This is a genomic window from Victivallis lenta (genome assembly GCF_009695545.1).
Classification (GTDB): Bacteria; Verrucomicrobiota; Lentisphaeria; order Victivallales; family Victivallaceae; genus Victivallis; species Victivallis lenta.
Genome location: NZ_VUNS01000009.1, coordinates 1 through 25,074 on the forward strand (window position 1 = coordinate 1; position 25,074 = coordinate 25,074).

Annotated in this window: 21 protein-coding genes; 8 read left to right on the plus strand and 13 right to left on the minus strand. The window is 62.5% G+C overall.

Annotated elements, in window-relative coordinates:
• The first annotated feature begins 102 nt into the window (after positions 1-102).
• The 5 genes from FYJ85_RS09685 (at position 103) to FYJ85_RS09705 (ending at position 4,571) form a co-directional block, all read left to right on the plus strand.
• The gene (locus FYJ85_RS09685) at positions 103-1,677 is read left to right on the plus strand and encodes a hypothetical protein (RefSeq protein WP_154418177.1); all 1,575 of its coding nucleotides are present in this window, start codon (positions 103-105) and stop codon (positions 1,675-1,677) included.
• Positions 1,664-2,407, plus strand: a complete 744-nt coding sequence (locus FYJ85_RS09690) for a class I SAM-dependent methyltransferase (RefSeq protein ID WP_106055271.1) — start codon at positions 1,664-1,666, stop codon at positions 2,405-2,407. Before FYJ85_RS09685 ends, FYJ85_RS09690 begins: the two co-directional genes overlap by 14 nt.
• Entirely contained in the window at positions 2,395-3,126 is a 732-nt protein-coding gene (locus FYJ85_RS09695) for a glycosyltransferase (protein WP_154418179.1), read from the plus strand. Before FYJ85_RS09690 ends, FYJ85_RS09695 begins: the two co-directional genes overlap by 13 nt.
• 30 nt (positions 3,127-3,156) lie before the next feature.
• Positions 3,157-3,534, plus strand: a complete 378-nt coding sequence (locus tag FYJ85_RS09700; RefSeq protein WP_154418181.1) for a hypothetical protein — start codon at positions 3,157-3,159, stop codon at positions 3,532-3,534.
• Positions 3,535-3,635: 101 nt separating this feature from the next.
• Positions 3,636-4,571 (plus strand): class I SAM-dependent DNA methyltransferase, encoded by a 936-nt coding sequence (locus FYJ85_RS09705; protein ID WP_106055268.1) that lies wholly within the window; start codon positions 3,636-3,638, stop codon positions 4,569-4,571.
• Between the two features lie 7 nt (positions 4,572-4,578).
• Here the strand turns inward: FYJ85_RS09705 and arfB are convergent, their stop codons facing one another.
• Complete coding sequence (gene arfB, locus FYJ85_RS09710) at positions 4,579-5,031, minus strand: alternative ribosome rescue aminoacyl-tRNA hydrolase ArfB (protein WP_206213080.1); 453 nt, start codon at positions 5,029-5,031, stop codon at positions 4,579-4,581.
• Complete coding sequence (locus FYJ85_RS09715; protein ID WP_106055266.1) at positions 4,998-5,747, minus strand: hypothetical protein; 750 nt, start codon at positions 5,745-5,747, stop codon at positions 4,998-5,000. The genes arfB and FYJ85_RS09715 overlap by 34 nt, the downstream gene beginning before the upstream one ends.
• Before the next feature lie 79 nt (positions 5,748-5,826).
• Between FYJ85_RS09715 and FYJ85_RS09720 the strand changes: the two genes are divergently transcribed.
• On the plus strand, positions 5,827-6,114 hold the full coding sequence (locus tag FYJ85_RS09720) for a hypothetical protein (protein WP_154418183.1): 288 nt from the start codon (positions 5,827-5,829) through the stop codon (positions 6,112-6,114).
• Here the strand turns inward: FYJ85_RS09720 and FYJ85_RS09725 are convergent, their stop codons facing one another.
• The 9 genes from FYJ85_RS09725 to FYJ85_RS09765 form a co-directional block, all read right to left on the minus strand.
• A complete protein-coding gene (locus FYJ85_RS09725; RefSeq protein ID WP_154418185.1) occupies positions 6,115-7,467 on the minus strand; it encodes a deoxyguanosinetriphosphate triphosphohydrolase in 1,353 nt (450 codons plus the stop codon).
• 155 nt (positions 7,468-7,622) lie between these two features.
• Positions 7,623-9,476 (minus strand): ABC transporter ATP-binding protein, encoded by a 1,854-nt coding sequence (locus FYJ85_RS09730; RefSeq protein WP_206213081.1) that lies wholly within the window; start codon positions 9,474-9,476, stop codon positions 7,623-7,625.
• 175 nt (positions 9,477-9,651) lie between these two features.
• Positions 9,652-10,038 (minus strand): hypothetical protein, encoded by a 387-nt coding sequence (locus tag FYJ85_RS09735; RefSeq protein ID WP_106055262.1) that lies wholly within the window; start codon positions 10,036-10,038, stop codon positions 9,652-9,654.
• A 47-nt stretch (positions 10,039-10,085) separates the two neighbouring features.
• Entirely contained in the window at positions 10,086-11,234 is a 1,149-nt protein-coding gene (locus FYJ85_RS09740; protein ID WP_106055261.1) for an SU10 major capsid protein, read from the minus strand.
• Positions 11,235-11,259: 25 nt separating this feature from the next.
• Entirely contained in the window at positions 11,260-11,814 is a 555-nt protein-coding gene (locus tag FYJ85_RS09745) for a hypothetical protein (protein WP_106055260.1), read from the minus strand.
• A gap of 496 nt (positions 11,815-12,310) precedes the next feature.
• Positions 12,311-15,235: a hypothetical protein gene (locus FYJ85_RS09750; RefSeq protein ID WP_154418189.1), complete on the minus strand. Its 2,925-nt coding sequence runs from the start codon at positions 15,233-15,235 to the stop codon at positions 12,311-12,313.
• 306 nt (positions 15,236-15,541) lie between these two features.
• Positions 15,542-16,117, minus strand: coding sequence for a rubrerythrin (rbr, locus tag FYJ85_RS09755; protein ID WP_106055258.1), 576 nt, complete (start codon positions 16,115-16,117; stop codon positions 15,542-15,544).
• 103 nt (positions 16,118-16,220) lie between these two features.
• On the minus strand, positions 16,221-16,754 hold the full coding sequence (locus tag FYJ85_RS09760) for an IbrB-like domain-containing protein (protein WP_106055257.1): 534 nt from the start codon (positions 16,752-16,754) through the stop codon (positions 16,221-16,223).
• Positions 16,739-17,950, minus strand: coding sequence for a phosphoadenosine phosphosulfate reductase (locus FYJ85_RS09765; protein ID WP_106055256.1), 1,212 nt, complete (start codon positions 17,948-17,950; stop codon positions 16,739-16,741). Before FYJ85_RS09765 ends, FYJ85_RS09760 begins: the two co-directional genes overlap by 16 nt.
• A gap of 283 nt (positions 17,951-18,233) precedes the next feature.
• Between FYJ85_RS09765 and FYJ85_RS09770 the strand changes: the two genes are divergently transcribed.
• Positions 18,234-19,721: a carboxypeptidase M32 gene (locus FYJ85_RS09770; protein WP_206213082.1), complete on the plus strand. Its 1,488-nt coding sequence runs from the start codon at positions 18,234-18,236 to the stop codon at positions 19,719-19,721.
• 23 nt (positions 19,722-19,744) lie between these two features.
• Here the strand turns inward: FYJ85_RS09770 and FYJ85_RS09775 are convergent, their stop codons facing one another.
• On the minus strand, positions 19,745-20,776 hold the full coding sequence (locus tag FYJ85_RS09775; protein ID WP_154418193.1) for an ROK family transcriptional regulator: 1,032 nt from the start codon (positions 20,774-20,776) through the stop codon (positions 19,745-19,747).
• Positions 20,777-21,311: 535 nt separating this feature from the next.
• Between FYJ85_RS09775 and FYJ85_RS09780 the strand changes: the two genes are divergently transcribed.
• Positions 21,312-23,570 carry a serine/threonine protein kinase gene (locus tag FYJ85_RS09780; RefSeq protein WP_158704318.1) on the plus strand — a complete coding sequence of 753 codons (2,259 nt, stop codon included), beginning with the start codon at positions 21,312-21,314 and terminating at the stop codon, positions 23,568-23,570.
• Here the strand turns inward: FYJ85_RS09780 and FYJ85_RS09785 are convergent.
• A complete protein-coding gene (locus tag FYJ85_RS09785) occupies positions 23,554-24,936 on the minus strand; it encodes an extracellular solute-binding protein (protein WP_106055251.1) in 1,383 nt (460 codons plus the stop codon). The genes FYJ85_RS09780 and FYJ85_RS09785 overlap by 17 nt on opposite strands.
• Positions 24,937-25,074 lie beyond the last annotated feature (138 nt).

Here is a 25,074-nt window from a genome sequence, read left to right on the forward strand (position 1 = left end):
GTCGATGAATAACGAAAGTTGACGGAAGCCGAGACAAAAATCAGAACAGAAAACGCCGGAAAATCCGGCAAAAAACAACGTTTGAATCCGCATGAAAAACACATGGACAAAATTTCACGGATTCAGGTGCATTACAACCTGACCGCGAACCTGCAGGGAGTCTATACGCCGCTGACCGCGCTCTGGCTCATGATCGACAACGCCGTGTTCGGCGGAGCCCCGGCCGGCTTCCATCTCGTGAATCTGCTGCTTTACGGCGGCTGCGCCGCCATGCTCTGCCTCATCATGCGGGAGCTTCGCATTCCGCCCGTCGCGGCCGTCGTGCTGACGCTGCTGTGGGCGTGGAATCCGTGCAAGATCGAAACGGTCGGCTGGATCGCCGAGCGCAAAGGGCTCGCCAGCGCGTTCCTCGCCTTCTGCGCCATGCGGCTCTTCCTGCCGGCCTGCCGCCGCGGCCGTCCCTCATGGAGCGCCGCGCTGCTGACTTTCGCGGCGTTCTTCTTCAAGCCGTGGGTGCTGCCGCTGCCGGGCGTCATGGCGGTCTATGCGTGGATGCTTTATCCGCGCGATTTCCGGAAGCTGCAGAACCTCCTCGGGCCGGTCGCCGCCGCAGGAATCCTCGGAGCGGCAATCGTCAGCGCCGTGACCTTCAGCGAACTTTCGGGCTCGCAGAAGCCGGAAGCGGCGGATTATGCCGGGCTCCTCCTCCGCTACGCCGGGGCCGCCTTCGCACCGCTCTCGCTCAATCCGCTTCACCCCGCGGCCGGCTTCGCCCGCATGTGGCCCGAAGCGCTCTGGGGCGCGGCGGTGCTCGGCTGCCTGTGGGCGGCAGGCTTCGCAAACTTCGGCCCGAAGCGCGGGTTGCGGCTCTCGCTCGCCTTCACCGTTTCGCTGGCGGGACTCGCGCTGCCGGTCCTGTCAAGCGGGAGCTTCACGAATACGAATTACGCCGACCGCTACGGCTTCCTGCTTTCGGCGCTGCTCTGGTGCTGGGCCGGGGTGGCGGGAAGCTGCTGGTTCCGCCGTTTTCCGCGCATCTCCGCTGCGGCCGCCGCGCTGCTGGCCGGCGGTTATCTGCTCGCCGGATACGTTTATGCCGAAACCTTTTCGGACGCCCGGCTCCTGTTCGCCCGCGCCGCCGCCGAGCCGGACTGTCCGGCCAAAGCGATCGACGGCCTCGCGCTCGTCGGGCTGAACCGCAACGACCCCGGGCTCGTTTACGAAGCCGGAACCCTCTTCCTCGCCCGCGCCGCGCTTCAGCCCGCGCCGGTCCGCCGCAGTTACGAGGCGGCCGGCGCCCTGCTGACCGCGCTGGCCCCGGCCATGGCGGGCGGAAACCCGGCGGCGGAGCGAAAGCTTGCGTCGCTGCTGGAACATCTTGACCTGCCGGCGGTCTACTCCCCGACCGCGTTCCTGGCCCGCGCCTGGGGCATCGCCGCCGCGCGGCTGCTGCGGGACGGCGAGAAAGCAAGAGCGCTCCGCATGCTGGAATGCCAGCTCGAACGCGGCGACGGCGGCAGTTACGAGCTCGCCTTCGCATCGGGACTGTACGGCTACCTGACCGGCGACCGCGAACGCGCCGTCGCCGGCTGGAAAAAAGCGCTGATGCTCAAGCCCGGCGACGAACGGGCCCGGCTGAACCTGAAGAACGCGGAGGCGATGCATGGATCTGAGTGAGGAACGCATCCGTTTCCGGCAGGACGGGGAGCGTCATTTCTGGGAGCTGGCGCGGGCGGATTTCCTGGTGCGGCTGCTCGGCCGCCGCCTTCCGCCGGGTCCCGGCACGATTCTCGACATCGGCTGCGGGGACGGATACCTGCTGCGGCGCCTCGGAGCCGCCTTCCCCGAACGGCGTTTCGCGGCAGTCGACCCGGCGGCCGGTCCGGAACGGACCGCCGAACTCGAAGCGCTGCTGCCGGGCCGCGTCTCCGTTTCGACCGGAGTGAACCCGCAAAGCGCCGCCGCCGCGGACACCGTAACGCTGTTCGACGTGCTCGAACACATCGAAGACGATGCCGCCTTCCTGCGCTCCGTCCGCGACATGGTTCCGGCCGGAACGCTCTTTTTCCTGACCGTCCCGGCCGGAGCACGGCTTTTCGGAGAACACGACCGGAAACTGCGCCACTTCCGCCGCTACGATCACGGCGCGCTGCGGCTCCTGCTCGAAAGGAGCGGCCTGCGGATTCTGGAGACCGGAAGTTTCTTCCAGACGCTCTACTGGTTCCGCTGCCTTGAGCTCCTGTTCGGCAGGCGGTCCCCCGGGGTCGGCGGCGGAGCGATCTCTCCGCGCTGGCTGAATGTCTGCCTGCGGAACTTCCTGCGTCTGGAAGCCGGATTCGAAACCCGTCAGGCCTGGAGCCGCCTCCGGCTGCCCGGCCTTTCCCTGGAGGCGATATGCAGGAAGTGATCCTCGTTGTGCCGTGCTATAACGAAGCGGAACGGTTCGACTCCGGCGGATTCGCGGATTTTCTCGCGGAACAGGCCAGCTATGCGCTGCTCTTCGTCGACGACGGCAGCTCCGACCGCACGCCCGAGCGGCTCGAAGCACTGCGGAAACGGCAGCCCGGACAGGTTTCCGTGCTGCGGCTCGAAGCAAACTCCGGCAAAGGCGAAGCGGTCAGGCGCGGCATGCAGACAGCGCTCGCCGCCGGCGCTCCGTTCACCGGCTTCTGGGACGCCGACCTGGCGACTCCGCTCTGCGCCGCCGTCGCCATGCGCCGCGAATTCGAACGCCGGCCGGAGCTCGACTTCGTCACCGGCTGCCGGCTGCGGCGGCTCGGAGCCGATATCCGCCGCTCCCCGCTGCGGCATCTGGTCGGACGCGTCTTCGCCACGGCGGCTTCGCTGCACCTGAAGCTGCCGGTTTACGACACGCAATGCGGCGCAAAACTCTTCCGGCGCGAGACAGCGGAGGCGCTTTTCGCAGAGCCGTTCACAACCCGCTGGCTGTTCGACGTCGAACTCTTCGACCGGTATCAGAGGCGTTACGGGCGCGATGCCGCGATGCGCCGTATCTGCGAACATCCGCTGGCCGTCTGGCACGACGTGCCGGGTTCGACGCTGCGGCTGCGCACGGCGCCGCGCATCCTTCTTGAATTCCTGCGGCTCCGGCGCCGCTGTTTGTAAAGTATGCGGCATTATGCTATATTAAAAAGCATGAATTTATTTTCGTTCAAATCCGCCGGGCTGGCCGGCTGTTTTTTCTTTCTTCTGCTGCTGACGGCGGCCCTGCCGGGAGCGATTCGTTTCGCTTCCCATGCATGCCCCGCCCCGGCGGTGCCGGTCTATATCATGACTCCGGTCGACGACTGCTGCGACGACTCGGCGCACGATCACTCCGTGCCGGTACTGCAGGAGGACGAGTTCGATGAAGCGATCGTTCCGAAGTCGTTTCCCGACTTCGTTCCGTCCGCGGTACCGCCCGCCGCATTCCGCATCGAACCGGCGCCGCCGGAAAGCACTCCGGCCGGCTGTTCCGGCCGGTTGTCCGTTCCGGCTCCGCCCTGTCCGGCGCCGCCGATTCTGCGCTGTTGACCTTTCTCTTTCTTTTCCGCGCCTCCACCGGAGAGAACGGCGCCCCGCCGCGCCTCTTCTCCCTGTCATATCCGTCAGATCATCACAGAAAGAAAACATCCATGAAACGATTGTTCCGGCGCAAGCGCAAAAATCCGAATTCTCAGGAAATCGGATTGCGCATCGCCAATATTTTCGGCCGTTACTTCCTGAAAACCGACCATCTTCATTACGGCTTCTGGCCGGAAGGGCTCCCCGTCGCCCTCGAAAACCTGCCGAAGGCGCAGGACCTCTACACCGAATTCCTGCGCGCCCGGATTCCGGAAGGCGTCAGAAGCATTCTCGACGTCGGCTGCGGCACCGGCCACAACGCCGAAGTGCTGCTGGCTGCGGGATACGAAGTCGACTGCGTTTCGCCGAGCCCGTATCTCTCTTCGGTGACCCGGAGCAAGCTGCTCGACCGCGGCACCTTGTTCGAGTGCATTTTCGAAGACCTGCCGGCCGGAAAGAAATACGACTGCCTGCTGTTCAGCGAAAGTTTTCAATATATCGACCTCGACACGGTGTTCGCAAAGATGCCGGTGTTCCTGAATCCGGGCGGCTGTGTGATCATCTCCGATTTCTTCCGGATTCCGGGAAAAGGGTCGAGCGCCATGGGCGGCGGCCACCGGCTGAGCCGGTTCCGCGACAAACTCGCCGCATCGGGCTTCACGCTCGAATACGAGCAGGATATCACGGACAATACTGCACCGAACCTGCAGCTGGTGGACGAAGCGCTGCAACAGGTGGCCGTTCCGATCCGCGACCTTGTGCTGGACGAGCTTTCGACCCACCACCGCTGGGCGTGGCTGCCGGGACGCTGGATCGGCCGGCTCTTCTTCCGCCGCAAGCTCGAAAAGCTTGATTACAAATACTTCAGCGGCTCCCGCAACGCCGAAAACTTCAAAGAGCACAAACGGTACTGCTGCTTTGTGCTGAGGCAGGAAAAAGCGGCCAGGGAACCCGGTCTCGCCGCGGAACGGCCCGGCCGGATGAACTGGAAAGCCGCGGCGCTGTAACCGGGCGTCACTCCTCGTCCAGAGGGCCGCGGCGGGAATTCTTGAGCTCGGAGCGGCGGCTTTTCGACTCGAGCCGCCGCCGGACCGACGCGGCCGTCGGTTTCGTCGGCCGCCGCATTTTGCGGACGGTCATCGCCTCCGCCAGAAGCGCATCAAGCTTTGCGAGCGCGATGCGCCGGTTCGCGTGCTGCGTACGTTCTTCCCGGGCCGTGACGACGAGCTCGCCCGCCTCGTTGAGGCGCGGGCCGAGCCGGGCCAGCAGCCGGTCGCGGAACTGCTCCGGCACCGACGGCGATCCGCGCAGATTCCAGCTGAGCCGGACCGCCGTGCAGACTTTGTTCACATTCTGCCCGCCGGGGCCGCCGGACTGCGCAAACTGCCAGTTCAGCTCGGACTCCAGCACAAAGATTTTTCCGGCCAGCAGCATCAGCGGACGAATTCCCGGAAGAGCGAGAGCCATTTCGTCCAGATGCCTTCCGCCGTCTCCGCATGGTCCGGCGCTTCAACGCCGGGCGGAACCGCGTAGGAGGCGGCCAGAAAAAGATCGACCCACATGAACTGCTCCTCGTTCAGAAACTTCATCGCCTCCCCGAAACTTTTCCAGTCGCGCACTTTGTTCAGGAACTTCATGCTCATCGCGTCGCGCCGGGCCGTCAGGACCCGGATCGAGTTGTCCGCGGGATCGTGGACCAGCGTGTAGCGATCGCGCTTGCGCAGTTCCGAATCGGGGTTGAAGAGTCCGGGATCGTCGACATAACCGCCCTCGAAAATCAATTCGACCGGGCGGCCGAGCGCGGCGGCTCCGGCACGAACCTTCTCCTGCAGAATTCCCGACGCGACGGCCGGATAAAAGGTGTGCCACCCCCACGAATCGTCCATCAGGAGCCGCCGCCCTTTTTTGGTCGGGTAGACCTTTTTCAGCATCGGGTCGAGCCCTTTGGCCAGATAGAGACCGCAGCGGAGCGGGTCCCGGACTTTTTCATCCCAGGTGAAAAAGTATTTGCCGAACTTGAAAAACGGCAGTTCGAGCGACGGAACGATCCACCAGTCGGTCAGCGCCGGCGAATAGTGGTTGAACGGACGGCGCACGATCCGGCCGCCCTCCGGCGGAATCACCGCCTCGATCCCCTCGCACATCCGGCGCGGAGACTGGTATACCGAGTATGGAATTTCCATAAAAAACATCCTTTCAAAAATTTTTCACTTGCAAACCCGTAACCGGGAGCATATTGTATCTCCGGAAAGGGGAACCGTCATGCAGAATCCGGCTTGCTCCCATACAGCCCGGCCGCGCCTGAAACTCACCGGAGCATTTTTTCGCCAGCTTGAACTGCTGATCACTGCTTTTCTGTTTTACGCCTGCGTTTTCTCCACCGCAGATCCCCTCAGCCATCTTTGTTATCTCGCAACTCTCGCGGTCTTTCTGATCATCGCATGGCTTGCCGAGCGCCTGACCGGCTGGAAGGGATTCGACATGCCGGCCTATTTCCTGTCGATTCCAGCAGCGCTTTTCCTGACGGAAACCATCGTGCAGCGCTGTTGATTACAGCGAAATCCCCTTCAGCTTCTGAAAGAGGCTGACCGCGTACGAATCGGTCATGCCGGAGACGTAATCGAGCACACGCAGCAGCCGCAGATAGGCACTGCGTCTCCACTCCTCGTCCGCGAGATTCTCCGCCATGTCCGGCAGCAGGGCCGACAACCGGCGGCTGCGGAACGAAGCGGTTTTTCCTCCGGTCGCTTCGAGCGCCATCTCGTTCACGCACGGCACGAAGATGTCAAGCATGCCCGACACCATTTCGAACCCGGCGCCGATGACCTCGGCGACCGCCCGGTGCTGATAAATGTCGCGCGTGCTGCGCGCCTCGATCCGCCGCAGCGGCTCCTGGCAGCCGATGTAGGACAGCAGCGGTTTTTCGAGCGTTCCGGACAGCAGTTCCTCGTGATGATCGATAAACGCTTTCGTGCACTCCCCGACCAGCCGGCCGATGACCTGCGCCCGCAGGAATTCGGATTTGCGCAGCGGCGAAGCGATGGTCGCGACATACTCGGCCGAACGCTCCGAATCGATGATCTCCAGAAAGAGCTGCTCAAGTTCCTGATAGGACACGAGCCCGAGCCGCTGGCCGTCCTCGAAGTCGACGATCCGGTAGGCGATGTCATCCGCCGCCTCGACCAGATACGCGAGCGGATGACGCTGCCACGCCCACGGCCCGGTCTGGACCAGCCCGGTGTGCTCGGCCATCTCCCTGAACAACTGTTCCTCGGCGCGGAAAAAATTGAACTTCTTGCCGGCCACTCCGGTCGGCCTGACCATGACGCGCGAGGCGCACGGATACTTCGCAAACGCCGCCAGCGTCGCACAGGTCAACTGCATTCCGCCGGCCTGATCCGGCATTTCGAGCCGGGTCAGCACCCGGAAGCCCTGCGCATTGCCTTCGTAGAACTCGAAATCGGCGGCTTCGTCGTCATTCATGACGTCGCGCATCGCCTTCCCGACCGGCGAATGGGTGAACCAGTGGCGGATCGCCTCCTCTCCCGCATGTCCGAGCGGGGGGTTGCCGATGTCGTGCGCAAGTGCGGCGGCCGCAACGGCTGCGCCGACGTCGCTCGGCTGCGCATCGCCCATATCGAACTCCCGGCACAGGTGGACGCCGACCGCGCTGCCGAGCGAACGCGCGACCGAACTGGCTTCGAGGCTGTGGGTCAGCCGGGTGCGGACATAGTCGGTCTTGGCGAGCGGAAACACCTGGGTCTTATCCTGAAGCCGCCGGAACGAACTCGAAAAAACAATCCGGTCGAAGTCGCGCTGAAACGGCGACCGCGCCTGTGAGATTTCCCCGGGACGCGAACTCCCGACCCGGTGGGGAGACAAAAGCTTCTTCCATTCCATCATCTTTCGAACGGCTCCTTGATTCATGCCAATCATTCATTGTCATGAAATATACCAGCCGGACTCCCCAAATACAAGCGGAAAGACGACAACTCTGCACGGGAATGGCCGGGCAGAACGTCCGGCTGAAGAAAAGGCCGCAGGCGGCAGAGGAACAATCACGCAAATCCGGCTTCGGCCATGCGGGCCTCGCGGATCATTCCGGCCGTGGCGATGGCGTGGAGCTCCGCAAAGAGTCCGCCCTTCCCGAGCAGCTCCTCGTACGAGCCCGATTCGACCACGCGTCCCTGATCCATCACAATGATCCGGTCCACATGCCGCAGCGTATTGAGGCGGTGCGCGATGATCAGCACGGTTTTCTGATGGCTCAAAGCGTCGAAACTCTGCTGAATGATCGCCTCGCTCTCCGGATCGAGCGCGCTGGTCGCTTCGTCAAGCAGCACGATCCGGCTCTCAAGCAGCATGCAGCGCGCAATCGCAAGCCGCTGGCGCTGGCCGCCCGAAAGACGGCTGCCGCGTTCGCCCACCCGGAACCGGAGCTGCCCCGGAAGCTTCTCGACGAACTCCCAGGCGCGCGCTTTTTTGAGCGCCTCGATCACCGCCGCCTCGTCCGCCTTCGGATTCGCGCAGTGCAGATTTTCAAAGATCGTCGTGTCGAACAGATACGGGTCCTGCAGCACCACGCCGAAAAGCGCGCGGTAGTCGTGCAGCGGCAGTTTGCGGATATCCGTCCCGTCGAGCAGAACCGCGCCGCCGGACGGATCGTAGAAACGCATCAGCAGATTCGTCACCGTCGTCTTTCCGCAGCCGGAACGGCCGACGAGCGCGACGGTCTGCCGCGCCGGAATGACCAGACTCGCATCCTTCAGGATCAGCTGATCCGGCTCGTAACCGAAATCGACGTGGCGCAGCTCAAGCCCGCCGCAGACCTCCGCCGGAACCGGCACCGGGCGTTCGCACTCCTCGATGTCGCTGTGCGTGTCGAGCACCGTGAACAGCTGATCGAAAGCGACGCGCGTGGTCGTGAACTGCCCGTAAACGTTGGTCAGCGACTGAATGACCGTGATCAGCGTCGCCTGATAGCCGACGAACGCGACGAGCGTGCCGATCTCCATATTCTCGTCGAGCACCATATAGGCGCCGGTCACCACGACGGTCGCGGTCAGCAGATAGCTGATGTTTTCGGTGGTCAGCGAGAGCTTCATCGACTCCATGACGCTCGACAGCCACTTGCGCTGGGCGGTCCAGATTTCATCCTCGAATTCGCGCTGGACCTGTTCTTCCATGATGAAAGCCTGAATCGTCTTGTGGCCGTGCAGCTTATCCATAATCACCTCGGTCACGCGCATGCCGGCCTGCGCCGACTCCTTCGATTTCGTGTAGATCCGCTTCGACAGCTTCCGGGCGACGAAGACATAGCAGGCCGCCCCGGCGATGATGACCAGCGTGAGCTGCCACGACAGATAGAGGCAGACGAAAAGACTGAAGAAAAGCCCGGTCACAAAAGTGGCGAACTGCTGCATGAAGCTCTGGATGAAGGTGCCGAGCGCATTGATCGAATTGCCGAACACCCGTTCGTACAGGAAACCGGACGGGAATTTGCTGTGAAACGACAGACAGAGCTTCTGCAGATGGTTGAACGACTGCGCGCGGAGGTGAAACACCACCGACTGCTGGATCAGATAGACATTGCTCATGGCCTGATACCAGAGGAAGGTGCGCCCGCACTCGACCACGAGAAAGACCGCCGCCGCCGCCAGCGCATAATAGATGCCGTCCTCCCTGCCGTGAGTCTTGATTGCGGTATCGATGACGTATTTCGGAAAGAGCGGCACGGCCGCGAACGCCGCGCCGACCAGCATCAGCAGCACCGCCGTGCCGAGCATCCGGAATCTGTACGGCGCGAGCAGCGGGGCAAACCGCCGGAAAATTTCACGCCAATGATAGTGTTCGACCCGGAACTGCGCTTCCGCCGATTGTTCCGCCGCCTGGTTCTCCGCTGCTTCCGCCATCTCCTGCCGACCGCTCCACAAATGTTGAATTTCGGACTTCCTGTAAAATAGCCGGAAAAGAGGCGAATGCAAATGCGGAAGAACCATTCCGGCCACAAAAAACGCGATTCCGCCGGCAAAAGAGGGGAACCGGGGCGACAGAGCGGTCCCGCCTGTTTCCCGGCCCCCTCCGCAATCAGCCGCGCCCGATCCGGAAATTCCGGCGCCGGGCCGCCTCCATGAATTTCAGCGCACGCGGCGCGTAATCCGGCTCCTCCGTGTCGCCGTACTCCCATGCGCGGCGGCCGACGCCCGAAATCTCCTCCGAGACAAGGCGCCGTTTCGGACCGGAACACGGCGGCTTCCGCGCCAGGTGAATCGCCTGCTCGAAGACGGCGCCGCACTCGCAGCGGTTCTCCGGGTCGATGCCGGTCCGGTCAAGGTAGAGCGCGACATCCGCCTCAGCCCCGGCAAGCGCGCTCTGCTTCACCTCTTCGGGCAGCAGCTTCCACTCCTCCCGGGCCAGATGGCGGCGGAAATACTCTTCCGCCGCGGATCTCAGTTCAACAAGTGTCATATTCATACTTTCTCCTGCCGGAAAAAGGGGGGCCGCACCGGCCCCCCGAAATATCAGTTTCCGCCGCGGAGCGCCGCAAGCGCGGTCGCGCTGGCCTTCAGGTTGCTGATCCGGCAGAGACGCGCGCCGGCGTTCCTGAAGACGAAAGTGACTTCCCCGAGCGCCATGCGCTTGATGCCGTCGAACCCCTTCGGCGTCGCATCCGAGTCGGTGATCGCGCGTCCTTTCAGGCTGGCCAGGCCGAAACCGGCCGGATCGATGATCCAGCTGTCGGTGTCCGGCATGTCAGGATCGGCCATGACCGTCATGCCGCGACCGTTGATCTCGTTCACGATCACCGCGACATAGGCGCCGCGCCGGTCGTCGGAACGGACGATCTGCAGCTGGTTCTTATACTCGTTCGACAGAACCCGCGCCTGTCCCGGCGAGCAGAGGATCAGCGACGGGTCGCCGCCCGCGCCGAGCACTGCCTGAGCCGCATCGTTCACCACGACGCTGTCGAGCGCGGCGGCAGAAGCATCGACCGAGAGCCCGTTGTCGCCGCAGCCGAAGAAGTAGAGCCCGCCCGCTTCGCCGCGCGCCGACGCGGTCGCTTCGACCCGGCGGCCGAAAAGCGCCACGCGGTTCAGGTCGCGCGCCAGCTCGCCGAGCGCAAAGGCGGTCTGCTTGTTGAGCTGGTTGTCGACCGTGCCGAAAACATTGACCGCGAGCGCACTGCCGGAGAGAATGATGTCCTTGCGGAAAATCTGCGTGCAGTTGAACCCGGTCTGTCCGGTCAGGCCGGTTTCGTCGCCGTCGCCGGGGTTGCTGCCCTCCTGCACCGGCGTCGAAACGATCGACAGCACGTCGTCCGCCGCCGGCGCTGCGGTCTTGGAACCGTTCGCGCTGACCAGCGCGACGGTGAAGCCCGACGACGTCACCGTGGCAACCCGGAAAAGCGCCGAATCGTCCTTCACGACCACGAGCGTACCGACCTTCAGCTTCGCGAGGTCGGCGGCCGAGGCCGACAGCGTGCCGGACGAAACGGCAGTGACCGTCACGCTGCGCCCGGTCAGCTGGTCCTCAAGCCACTCGTGCTTCTGCTGCGTCGCATCCTCGCTCGGCTTGAAGAGGCTGATAAAACGCGGCTCGTCCTTGATCACGGTCGAAAGCACGTCGGAGAGGTCGCGCTTCTTATTCTGGAAACTGTAGCTGTACAACATATTGTGGAAACTCCTGCAATTCTGGTTATTCGTTCACGGCGGGAACTTCGGCGAGAAGCGACACGATGTCGTCCCCGCTCCGGTCGGCCCGTGCCGGGGCCGGCGGCACCTCGGGCGCACCCGGGGCCAGATCGAGCTTGAAAAAACGCGGCGAACTTTCGCGCAGCCGTTCGAGGAACGCCCCGGCCGCCTCGGGCGACTCCGGATCGATCCGGTTCCGGGCGCACAGATACTCGAGGTAGTCGGCGTCGGTGAAGCCGTGCTCCTGCGCGATGCTCTCGATCCGGCGGCGGAAACCGATGCGGGCGAGCTCCTGCTTCGCGGCGTCGCGTTCGGCTCCCGCGCTCTCGAGGCTTTCGCGCAGCCGGGCGAGTTCGGCGTCATAGCGGCGCTTGAGCTGTTCCGGCTCGGTAAGGGCGCTCTTCTCGAGCTCCTCGATCCGGGCTTCGAGTTCGCGGTTGCGTTTCTCGAGTTCGGAGGAACCGGCGTCGCCGGGGCGGAAGCCGGCCAGCCGGGCGCGTTCCGCCTCGCTCAGAGCCTCCCCCGCCGCGGCTTTTCCGATGATCTCCATCAGATCCATTGGCAATTCTCCCTGTTGATGGTCACTTTCGTCAGGCTCCGCCGGAAGCGGTCCTTTCCGGCACGGCATGCGGCCTGAACTCACCAACGGGAATTTCTGTCAACCCGCCGCCTCAGAAACGGCCGGAAACAGCAACCGTTCCGAATTTTTTCATGCACGATATTTTATGAATATTTGTTTCTTGAATATTTCATCAATTCTGCCCGAGGTCCGGAATCACGATGGACGGGCCTAAACACGTCTTCGGCCTCTTCCGCAAAGGCGGCACGCCCGAACCGGTGACCGCCGCCCGTACAACAACGCCCCTGCGTCTTCGAAGGAAGCAGCTCTCGGCACCCTGGCCCCCCCGGCCGGGACGATCCCGGCGGGGCCGGCGGCATCGAATTCCCGCGCCGACAACAGCGACAACCCGGCGTTCTGGTCGCTGCTCCGCCTGAAAAAGTGAAAACGGGCGGAACGGCCGAAGCCGTTCCGCCCGCAAAAAACAGACTGACTGTTACTGGGCGAAGACGATTTTCACATTCCGAATCCAGTAGACGGGGCGGTCCACCTGCGGATTCATGCCGATCCGCAGCTGTTCGATATCGGCCGGGTCGATCGTGTCCGGGAAGCGGACCGTCCGCTCCTCCCACTTCGCCGACGGTTTGTCATAGGGCAGATCGACGGAACTGCCCTGTTCCTTCTCCCTGCCCATCACGGCCATCAGGTAGCACTTGCTGATCTTGTCCGCCGGGACGTCGGTGCGGATTTCGAACGAGATTCCGGCCGCTCCCTTCAGCGACTCCTGCGGCAACTGGAGCACGTATTCCGGATAGACCCAGCGGTCCACGTTCGGCGGAAATTTCACCGCGAACCGAACCGCCTGCTCATTGCCGTCATAGCCGATCTCCATGCCGCCGGCCGCGTTTTTCCGCCAGTTGACCGGGTCTTCCGTGCCGACGATGCCGACTTTGCGGCCGCCCTGCATGAGCTTGCCGACCGCCACGACCGGCGCCACCAGCGGCGTCGCCGGCTTACCTTCGAATACACCGTCAACCTTGAGCGCGCCGCGGAACTCCCCGTTCAGCTCCGGCGTGAAGCCGAGCTCGAATTCGGCCTTGCCGAACGGCGGAACGGTCACCGCCTCCGGAACTCCGGTCACTTTACCGCCCGAAACGGCGATCCGGCCGGATTTCGCACGGTCCGAAAGGTTGAACACCTGAAGTTTCAGCTTCGCATTGTCCTTCTTCACGTCCACGCTGTCCTTGCCGCTCGAAAGCACGAAGTCATCCGAAAGCTCGGTACGGAACACGATGGTCCGGTCGAAGCCGTCCGCCGAAGCACCGCGCTTGGCGACCGCCCGGAACGGCACGGCCGGCGTCAGCCCGGAGAGTCCGGAGAGGAAGGCGGGCAGCCGGGTCGCCTCCAGCTTCAGCTTTCCATCCGCCGCCTTCACCTCGAACGGAGTCCCGAATGCGTTGCAGCCGGTGTAGACGCCGTCCTTCACATCCAGCGTAAAACCGCGCCGGTACAGATCCTTGAAATCGCGGTCCGGGCGGTTCGACTCGGTCTCGATGCCGGTCACGCTCCAGTAAACGAGCGTCTGCGACCCGTCCGGCTGACGATAGAGGAAACCGCGGATTCCGTCGCCGAGCTCCATGGCGCCGAGGTAAACCGCACTGCCGAGCCGGTCGGTCAGCGTGGAAAACACGACGAAACCGGGCTTGACCGTAAAATCACGGCGCATGAGTCCCCAGTCCTTGTTGCCGTTCCGCTCGTTGTAGGGCGGCAGGACGAAGAAGAAATCGCGGTCCACCCCGAACGACTGCATGGTGATCATGACCTTCGGCAGAATTTCGGAAACCAGGAGCTCCTGTTCCGGCGAATGCGCCTTCATCCCCGCAATCACCGAAGAGACGCGGCCCGATCCTTCCGAATCGGTGCCGTTTTCGGTGAACCAGAGCGGACGGTCAGCGATGCCGTGGCGCTCCATATAGCTCCGGACGTTCTCCATGATGGCCGGGTAGTCCCGGATCGCCCGGTAGGCGTGGACGTTGAAGATGTCGAAGTAACGCCCCGCCCCGTTCTCCATGACCACGTCGGCATACTGCGGGAGCGGAATCATCGCATAGCCGCCGATGGCGACCGGCAATTCCGGGTCAGCCGCCTTGTACCCGAGGTAGGCCGCTTTCAGCGCCGATGCATAATCCCACGCGGACTCCGGCGCAAAACCGATGTCCTGCTCGTTCCAGAACTCCCAGTCGGTCATGGTTCCCCGGAACGCTCCGGCGACCTCCTTCGCATAGCGGTAGACGGCGACAAGATCGCCCGGCAGGTTCGTCGTATTCGTTTTGGCCCACCGCGGCGCGTTGTGGTACATGCCGGAGGCCCTGATGCCGCGCTCCGCCAGCAGCTTCGCGTTGAGGCCGTACTGCTTCCAGTCGTATTTCCCAGGTTCCGGCTCGCAGTCGGCCCAGCTCATGCGCTCGCGGACAATCTCGATGCCGCCGCGCCGGATCAGCTCCGAAAGCAGTTCATAGGCGTCGCCCGGATAAACCGGATTCGCCGGATCGGGACGTCCGAGCCAGCTCTGGCCGGAATCGATCGCAAAAAACGTATCGGGGTTGCGGAGGCGCGAGGCCGGGTCCGGCACGACCGCAAAGCTGCGGACTCCGGAAAACGGCGCCTCCGCCGACTCCACAGCCAGCTGGTAATAGCCGTTCGGCAGCGCAGGCAGCCGCAGCTCCTCCCGGCCGGAACCGGGCCACTCGCCGGAACGCAGAACCTCGCCATTCCAGCCCAGCAGCTTCCAGCGGAGCGGCAGCGCCGCATACGGTTTCAGGCTGAACGTCAGCGGCTCGCCCTGGACAAAGACCGAACCCGGCGCATGAACGGTGATCGTCGAAGCGGCGTCGAAACCTCCCTTCGGGGGTTTCGAACTCAGCATTTCGAGATTGCGGATATAGAACGTCGTCTTCTCCGAACGCGGATTGGCGCCGATCCGGATCGACTTCACGGCGGCGGGATCGGCCGCCGTCTCCGGAACCCTGACCGTGACGGTCTGCCACTCCGGCTTCAGCTCCGGCAGCGTGACGTACGGCGGCTTGCCGTCATACATCAGATAAGCGTGCCTGTAGCCCTTGCCGCCCGCCGGCTGCACGGCCTTGATGTCGAAACGGATGGCCTCGACATCGGCCAGGGACTCATCCGCACCGAAACGGATGCCGGGATAGCACCAGAAATCGGTTCCCGGCTTGAATTCGACATCGAACCGGACCGCCTTCTCCGCCGCATCATTGCTGATCGTCAGGCGCCCCGAACTGTTATGGTCGAACCGCGAAGCGGTATTCAGCCGCTCCGACCACGGCAGCGGACGCAGTTCGGCGGCGGAACACGCCGCCGCCAGACATGCGACCGACAACAGACCCGTCAGAAATTTCATCTCTGCCCCCCTTTGATTTGGTAACCGTTCATTTTCCGGCTATTGGTTGCTTCCGACCATATATTATAGCAAAGTCCTATAACAAATTCAATACCGTCATCGAAATTTTTTCGAATTTATCGACAGCCGAAACAAAGGGAGAGGGTGCGGACGGCTGAACAGGCATCGCCGCAAACCGGACGGCGTTTCCCCCCGCATGAACAAAAACTGCCGGCCGGAACGGCATACACCGTTCCGGCCGGCAGGCCATAATCGATCATCCCCGCCCGCCGGCATCCGGCCGGCCCGGGGTTCAGCAGCAGAAGCTTACCAGTTTTCGGCGAGAACTTCAAAATGAGCCTGCGGATGCGCGCAGGCCGGGCAGACCAGCGGCGCCTCGAAGCCGACGTGCAGATAGCCGCAGTTCAAGCAGCGCCAGACGATCTCTTTCGGCTTCTTGAAGACGGTGCCGTTCTGCACGTTTTCGAGCAGGGCGCGGTAGCGGCGTTCATGCTGCTTTTCGGCGACGCAGACATGATCCCACACCGCGGCGATTTCGGGGAAACCCTCTTCGCGCGCCTTCGCGGCGAAAGCCGGATAGAGATTGTGCCACTCGTCGTATTCGCCGCCGGCAGCTTCCTTCAGGTTCGTCGCCGTGTCGGAGATGATTCCGGCCGGGAAACTCGCGGTGATTTCGAGTTCGCCGCCCTCGAGGAACTTGAAGAAGCGCTTGGCGTGCTCCTTTTCCTGATTCGCGGTCTCCTCGAAGATATTCGCAATCTGAACGAAACCCTCTTTGCGCGCCACTCCGGCGAAATAGGTGTACCGGTTCCGGGCCTGCGATTCCCCGGCGAACGACTTCAGAAGATTCTTTTCGGTTTCAGTGCCTTTGACGGACTTCATAATGCATTTTCCTCTCTTTTATGGTTGCCGCGCTTCATAAGAAGAAACGCTATTTATATATAGCAGGGGATAGCGGGAAAGTCAAGCTTCCCGTTCAAAAAACTCACTTCCACGCCTCGGAAAAAGCGCGTTCGCTGAACGCTTCGGCCAGCCCTCCGACCTGCGAAAGCCGCAGCACCTCGTCGGGATCCATGCCGAGGTTTTTGCCGATCTTCGCATTGCTCCAGTTCCGCCGCTTGAGTTCGAGCACGATATTGCTCATATCGATAATCTGGTGCTTGCCGCGCGCCCGGTTGTGGCGGATGGTCGAGGCGATCCGGTCGTTGCGTTCCTCCTCGTTCCGGTTCAGCACCACGCAGGGCAGATGCGAAAGCCCGAGTTTGCGGCCGACCTTGCTGCGGTGAAAGCCGTCAACGACCTCGAAGCGGCCGTCCTCGCGGTGCCAGACCACGATCGGCTGGGTGAAGCCGTCCTCGCGAATCGACAGTTCCAGCAGCTCCATCTCCGGCGGAGCCACCACATTCGGATTGTAATCGTTCGCCTCGATCATCCCGACCGGAATCCAGTAAACCCGGGCGACCGGCTGGTCCGCGGCCCACACCGGCATCTTCTCATACTGTTTCAGATCAACTGCCATGCTTTCCTCCTTCGTGCCATCAGATCACAATATTTCTGGTAAGCGGCTGTTTTGGTCGGAGCGAAGCAGAGGGTCCGGCACCAGTAATCGTTCTTCAACACGCACTTGCAGATCCGGCGCCAGCTCGGGACGTCTTTCGAGCCGAGGTCGTTCTGCTGCTCGTCCGGTATGCCGTCCGGCAGACCGCCGCGGGTGGTCCACCACCGCAGGTACACGGCGATCTTGTTCCGGTAATGCTCGGCCGTCCGCTGCGGCATCGATTCGAGCAGCAGAAGCGTAAAGCTCTTCCAGGTATGCTTTTCCGGCTTCGATATCCGGTAATTGCCGAGGATGATTCCGCGCTCGCGCGCGTAGACCGAGCCGAAATTCGCGCCGTTGACGCGCGCGACCATCCGCCCCCACGTCTCCGGTTCGATGATCTGGAAGAAATCGAGCGACTGGCGCTGTTCGTTGCCGAACGGCTCGCAGATGCGCATCCGGCTCAGCGGCACGCCGGCCTGATAAAACCGGTCGTAAAGTTTATTGTAGCACTTGCCGAATTTGCCGCAGTAGGTCCAGATGTCCTCGGTGCTCCAGTCGTAGAGCGGATACGCGTTGCAGAGCACGCTGCTGAACAGCGTGGTCCAGCGCCTCCCCTTGTAGGTGTGCTTGACGCGCCCGCCGGAGACCGTGGCCCAGCGGTTCAGCGACTCCGCGGCGCGGATGCCGACGAAACAGGCCGCCTTCCGCCTGCCGGCATACCAGAAGCCGAATTCAAGCACGAACTCCTCGAAGGTCATCTCCGGCTTGTAGAACGGAAAAAAGCTGCCGTCGGTGATGGCGCCGGCGGGCTTCTCCCGAATCCACTCCTTGCCCTCCTCCCAGCAAACCCATTCCGGTTCGAAAACGCTGACGGCATTGACCGTGCGCAGCGGAATGCAGCACCAGTACGGCTCGATCACATCGGCATACTGCCGGAACATCTCCGCGACATGGTCGATGGTCAGTTTGTACTGACACTCCCAGTCGATGAAGAGAACGCCGAATTTCCGGTGCAGCCGCCTCGCCTCCTCGGCGCACAGATGGAGCATGACCGTGCTGTCCTTGCCGCCCGAAAAGGACAGATAGACCTGCGAAAACTCTTCGAAAATCCAGGCAATGCGGGTGCGGGCGCCTACAAAAACGTCGTACCCCAGATATGTCTTGCCTCTGCTCATTTTCCCGGAATTCCCGATTGCTGAACGGTGAAAAATGACCGCCTGACGACAGGCAGGTTTTACCATATCATGAATCACTTGATTTTTCAACGATTCGTTCGAGTAAATTATCAAAAAAACAATAATTTTTTCACTTTTACCGGATCACCTTTCCGGAAAATAACCGGAAGCTGACGGTGATGAATCGAGTAAAAAAGCGCGCGCTCCGGAAAAATCTTGCATTCCGCCCCGATGCCCTTATATTATGCAATCAGATAAAGCAGATTCGAACCGCGGGAGGTGCATGGTGGAAAAGCAATGGAAAAAATTTCTGGCCCTGATCGGCGAGGTCCGCGACCTTGCCGCGGTGCTGGAGCTGCTGGAGTGGGATATGCAGGTCAACCTGCCGGAGAACGCCGCCGCCGGGCGCGGCAGCCAGATCGAGACCCTCTCCGGAATTCACCACGAAAAAGCGACCTCGAAAGCCCTCGGGAATCTGCTCGACACGCTTGAACGCGCCTCCTTTCCCCCCGGTTCATTCGAACAGGCGCTGCTCCGCCGGGCGAAACGCGACTACGACAGGGAGCGCCTGATCCCGGCCGCGCTGGTCCGTGAGCTCGGCGCGGCCGGCTCCGCCGCTTTCGGCGCATGGCTGAAAGCGCGCGAAGAGCAGGACTTCTCCGTGTTCGCCCCGCATCTCGAACGGCTCCTTGAACTCAAACGCAGCCAGGCGGCGCTCTACCGCCCGGCCGGACATCTGCTCGACCCGCTGCTCGACGATTACGAGGAAGCCCTCACGGTCGCCGAACTCGATCCGCTCTTCGGCGTCCTGCGGCGCGAGCAGGCCGCGATCGTCCGCAAAGCCGTCGAACGCGGCCTGGAGGACGACAGCTTCCTGCGGCGGAAATTCCCGGCGGCGAAGCAGCTGAAGCTCGCCGAATTCGTCGCGCGCCGGATCGGCTACGATTTCCGGCGCGGCCGGATTGACCAGGCCGAACACCCGTTCACGACCAGCTTCGGCCTCTCCGACGTGCGCATCACGACGAAGGTGTTCCCGCAGCTCCCGCTCTCCTGCCTCTTCAGCACGATCCACGAGGCCGGACACGCGATCTACGAGCAGGGAATCGATCCGTCCTTCGACCGTACGCCGCTCGCCGACGGGGCTTCGCTCGCCTTTCACGAATCGCAGTCGCGGCTGTGGGAGAACCAGGTCGGGCGGTCGCTGCCGTTCTGGCGCTGGCTCTATCCGGTCATGCAGAAGCGCTTCGGCGGCGAACTCGGCGGAATCCCGCTCGAAACCTTCCTCCGGGCGGTCAACCGGGTCGAGCCCTCCCTGATCCGCATCGAAGCGGACGAGGCGACTTACAATCTGCACATCATCCTGCGCTACGAGCTCGAAAAGGAGCTGATCGAAGGCAGCCTCTCCACCTCGGAACTTCCGGAAGCGTGGAATGCGAAAATGGAGGAGTACCTCGGCGTCATTCCGCCGAACGACCGGCTCGGCGTGCTGCAGGACGTCCACTGGACGAGCGGCGGTTTCGGCTATTTCCCGACCTACGCGCTCGGCAATCTCATCGCCGCGCAGATCTGGGAACTCGCGCATCAGGCGATTCCGGAGCTGGAGGAGGAGATCGCCGCCGGGAAATTCGACCATTTCCGCGAATACCTGCGCGCGAACATCCACCGTTACGGCGCGAAACTGCCGCCGCGGCAGCTGTTGAAGCAGCTCACCGGCTCCGAAACGCCCGACCCGCGGCCGTTCCTCGCCTATCTCGAAAAGAAATTCGCCTGAGCCTCTTCGGGCCCCGCGGCAGCTCAGAACACGTCGTCGACCATCTGGACGCCGGAGTGGAGCCGCCGCGTGGCGCGGTAGACCATTCCGGCCCGGTAGAACGGCCAGATATCCGGCTCCCAGACAAGTTCGGGACAGACGTTCCCTTCTCCCTCCCAATGGAAGCCGATCCGCTGCCGGAGCCGCCGGTCGATCTCCGGCAGCAGCGCCGGGCGCACCGAACGGCCTGAAAAAATCGCGATGCGCGGATTCACGGTGCAGGTCACCGCGCCGAGCAGATACGCAACCCCGGCGATATACTCCTCGTCCGGCACGTCGTCCGCAACGAGATCGCGGATGCAGCGGCCGCCCGGCAGCGGCATCCGCCCGACTTCCCCGGCAAAGAAATCGGCTCCGCGCAGCACCCGGCCGCCGGCCATGCAGCCCGCGCCGTGGCCGGCCGGGTCGAGCAGAAAGCAGGTGATGTCCTGCAGCTCCGGCGTTTCAAGCGCCATGGGGGCAAGCCCGCGCCGGCTGTAGCCGACCGTGGCCAGATTCAGATCGCGCCCCATCCAGACCGGAATGCCGAAGAGCGCGTTGAGCTCCCGCTGAACGTCCATCTGCCGGAACTGCCGCAGCCCGCCGCTGTGGAGCCGTCCGCCGAACACGGCCGCCGGAAATCCCGCCACCGCCGTGCGCATCGGCGGCAGGCCGTCGAGAAATCCGGCGAGCTTCGGAGCAAGCTCCGCAACCAGGTATCCCTCCGGCATCGGCATGAATTCCTCGCGGACCACCGCGCCGAACTCGTTCGCCGCAACGAAATCGACGCCGACGCCGCGGAACCGCAGCGACACGGAACAGCTCCGGTTGCCGTCGAGTTCGAAACGTTCCGCCCGGCGTCCGAGTCCGGATTCGCGGAGCCCGGAACGCAGCAGCGTCCCTTCCTCCAGCATCGCGTTCACGATCTTGCCGACCGTCATCAGGCTGATGCCGGTCGCCTCCGCGATCTCCGGCTTCGTCGCGCTCCCGTTCGACAGCAGGAACCATTTGACCAGATTGCAATTGCACTGTCTCACGTTCGGAGACGTCCCCGCGACTTTCATTGGAATTTCGAACTCCCTTCCGCCATATTTATAAATAACATTTAAGAATACTATACAGCATCTCCCCCAAAAGTCAAGGAAATACTTCCGGCAACCGATATACGGTAAAAAAAACACCCGGGAATCTTGAAAAAATACGCAATCATATTATAATTACAGATGTTGAAGCACGACAATGCGGAAAAAAGCGTAAATACCCGTTTTTCATTATGCATCTCTCTATCGTTCGAACGGCAGACGAAGATTCGCCGCCGGAAAAACAGCAGAACAACATAACCGCCGGAAACCGGCGTTTCTCCATCCGGGAAAGCCGGAGGCGCGACTGCGTCCCGCCGCCTGACGCCGGCCGGGCCGTACGGCGAAGTTCCTGAAGCCGCCGCCGATCCCCGGCCCCGCCGTTGAACCATTGCGGGAATCCGGCGGCCGGCCGGTGCGGTCCTCCGGCAGCAAGCCTCCCCTTTCCCCCTCATTTATCATGCAGCCTGATAACCGGAAAGAAGATAACCACATGATAGAAAACCCCTCCGACAACACAACAGGAATCACGCAGGTGCTGACAGAGCAGGCGCCGCAGTCGTCGGCCGACACCTCCAACGAGATCATATCCGACGGGGAGCTGGAGGCCGGACCGGTCAACTTCTCCGTGGATTCTTCACTTGAATTCCGCCAGTCGCTGGAGAAAAGCGGCAACCGCTACCACATCCAGAAGCTGCTGGCGACAGGCGGATTCGGGCGGATTTTCCTTGCCAGGGACCGGATTCTCGGGCGCCCCGCCGTCATCAAATCGCTGCGGGAAGAGCTGCTCGCCCAGCCGGATACCGTGAAGAAGTTCATCGCCGAGGCCAAACTCAGCGCCCAGCTGGACCATCCCGCAATCGTCCCGCTGTTCAGCCTCGACAGCGACAGCACCGACGGGCTGCACCTTGCAATGCAGTTCGTCAACGGCATCACGCTGCAGGAATATCTGCACCGCAGCCGCGAACAGCAGCAGAAGCATCATTACGGGCAGATGCGTTACAACAAATCCCTCAGGGAACGCCTCGAAATGTTCCTGCATATCTGTGACGCCATCGAATACAGCCACAACCGCCATATCATCCACTGCGATCTGAAGCCCGCCAACATCATGATCGGACGCTACGGAGAAGTGTATGTGATGGACTGGGGCAGCGCCTGCGAAGAGGGCACCGACCGGAAAGGACATGCGGACGGAACCCCCTCCTACATGGCCCCGGAAAGCCTGCGGGAAGGCGCGACGACGCAGCAGACCGATGTGTTCGCCCTGGGCATGATCCTCAATGAGATCGCCACGCTGCGCCGGCCGGTTTTCGGCAGCGACTGCCGGGAGATCATCAACCGGATCTGCAGCGGCGAATTCGAACCATCGACCCCGCTCGATCCCGCGCGGCGGCTTGCGCCGGCGCTGCGCGCCATCATCGAAAAGGCCCGCGCCGTCGATCCCGCCGCACGTTATCAGTGCGTGAAACATCTCGCGGCCGACGTCCGGCACTATCTCTTCAACGAAGAGGTGGAGGCGTATCCCGACTCCATGCTGCAGAAGCTCATGCGCCTCATGTACCGCCACCGCTACCTGACACTGTTCCTGATCATGGCCGTGCTCTGCGCCTCCGGCGCGATGGCGGTCTACGGGATGCAGCGGGAAAATCACGTCCTCCGGCAGGTGAACCGGGAAATGATCCGGAACCTGCAGCTGCAGAGCAATACCGAAAAACTCGCGACGGAGGTCAACAGCCGGCTGCTCCGGCTCCAGGACCAGCTGAGGACCCTCAGCCTGAGTCTGGGAATCGGGATGGCCGGGTCAAGTGCCGACAGCGGGAAAGAACATTTTTACATGGTCTCCGAGTTCGCCCCGGATTCGAAGACTCCGCCGCCGGGCCTGATCGCGACCCGGTTTTACAAACACCCGATCACACTGGAACACGCCGCATACTTCAAAGAAGGCGATGTAACCGACGACACGCTGAAACAATGGGGGCATCGCCTCCGGGGTCTCCATCCCCTGAGGCTGGCGCATTTTTTCGACAATCTCATCAGGCAGGATTCGTTTGTGCACGCGCAGGATGAGAACATGCGGCAATTCTTCCTGCAGGGGGGAATCCTGAGGCGGATCACCTATATTCTCGACAACGGGATCGCATTGCGCTTTCCCGGCATGTATGAAGAGGTCGCATCTAACCGGGATTTCCAGTGCGACTGGATCAGGAGAGCCTACCGAACCCAGCCGCACCGCCTGATCTGGAGCCCGCCTTACCCGGACACCTCCGGACACATGGTGGTTTCCTGCTGGCGCCCGGTTCTGGACAGGGCGGGGAAAGAGATCGGAACAATGGGATTCGAGGTTTGCTACCATGAATTGCTGCGCCCGATCTTCGAACAGGGCCGGCGGGAAAATTTCCAGACGCTCTATATCCTGCTGGATTCGGAGGGCAGAGAAATATTCACCTCCGAACGGCGGGACTTCGAGCAGCAGCACGCCGACATCTTTTCCGCTCCGGCGTCCGCGCCGGAATGGCCCGCCTTCCGCTGCGGAGAGCTGCTCAAACGGATCAGGCAGGCCGACGTGCCGCAATTTACCGCAACGGTGGACGGGCAGAAGATGCGGGTCTCCTGGAGCAGCATCGGCCATGCCGGCTGGACCCTGGTCCAGCTGGCCCCGCAGGATTTCGACGGCCCGGCGGATCATCTGCAGACAGCGGCAAGGCAGCCCGGCTCCCCGGTCCGGGGCGCGGTCACAGCCGCGCGTTGATCTTCCTGCAGAACTCGCGGCACTGTTCGCGGGTCAGCCGCAACTTGTGCGCAAGCAGCAGTTGAATCGTTTCGGAAACCGCATTGACCGCATGGCGGCTCGTGCTCTGAATCGACGGATACGCCTCCCGCAGCAGCTCCGTTATCAGCGGAGGGACATGGTTCGCAGCCGGTTCATACGCCGGCAGGGTATTGACGCTCCGGCAGCAGTCAACCCAGTGTCCCGGGCGGAAGCAGCGCTCCAGCAGCGCGAAACGCTCCTGCGCGCGCGGTCCGGCGGAGAGCCCGATTCCCCACACGGAGAGCGACGTGGCGCTGCGTTTCCCGGCGGGAAGCTTCACCATCCCCCAGTCATCGGGCGGCATGCGCTCGCACAGCATCGCATAATCGATGCCGTCGCCGATGAGCATCGCCGCGAAGTCGTTGCTCATCAGGTCGGCCAGCGCGCTGCGCGGATCGCCGTGGCGGTGGCTGCACACACCCGGCAGCCGGTAGAGCTCGGAGAAGAACGACAGCGCTTCGAACGCCGGCTCGCTGTCGATCACGCAGTTTCCGTTCCGGTCGAAGAACTCCCCGTCGTTCTGGAACACGAACGGAACATAGCTGTTCGGAGTGAACAGAATCGCAAGTCCGTAACAGGAAACGCCCTCCGGCCCCGCGTCGGTCAGCAGCTCGGCATGACGCAACAGATCATCCCAGTTCCAGGAACCGTCCGGCTCCGCGACGCCGCGGCGGCGGAAAACGCGCCGGTTGTAGCAGAGAAACACCGGGTTGAACGCCAGCGGCAGCGCATACAGTTTTCCGCCGAAGCTCAACGACCGCAGCAGCTCCGGCGGAAAGCCGTCGCGGACGGGAAAATCCGAGCCGTCGAGAAGATCGTCGAGCGGAAGCAGCGCCTTCTCCGACGCGAGGACCGGCAGCTGCCCTTCATCCAGCACGATCAGCCCCGGATGCGATTCGCCGCCGGAATTCCTCGAGATGATCCAGTCGAGATAGTCCGGATTATAATCGTAGGTCGAGGCGGGGAACGCCGAAAACTCCAGCTCCGGGGAGAGCGAGGCCGCGAGCCTCGCCGCCTCCATCGACGGCAGTACGCAGTCCCAGCTGTAAAAATAATTCTTCGGATCGGCGGCGGCGGGCGTGCCGCAGACGAAAGTTCCGGAACCGGCGCGCCGCTCGACCAGCCCCTTTTTCTCAAGCGCGCGGTAGGCGGAGAGGCAGACCGCCGTGCTGATGCCGTAACGCACGGCGAGTTCGCGCACGCTCGGCAGGCGCGACCCGGCCGGGAGGGTTCCGTCCGCGATCCGTTCCTCCATCTCCGCCGCAATCCGGCGCGTCATCGGAATTCCCCGGTTCGTCCCTTCCATAATCGAGTCCTTTCTGATTGATTCCCCATATATCGTCACTATAAATATATCACAATATATCACTTTATCAAGAGTGTCGTTTTTATTTTATTTATTTAAAACAGCACTTGACAATGTGATTCATATCTGGTATAATTA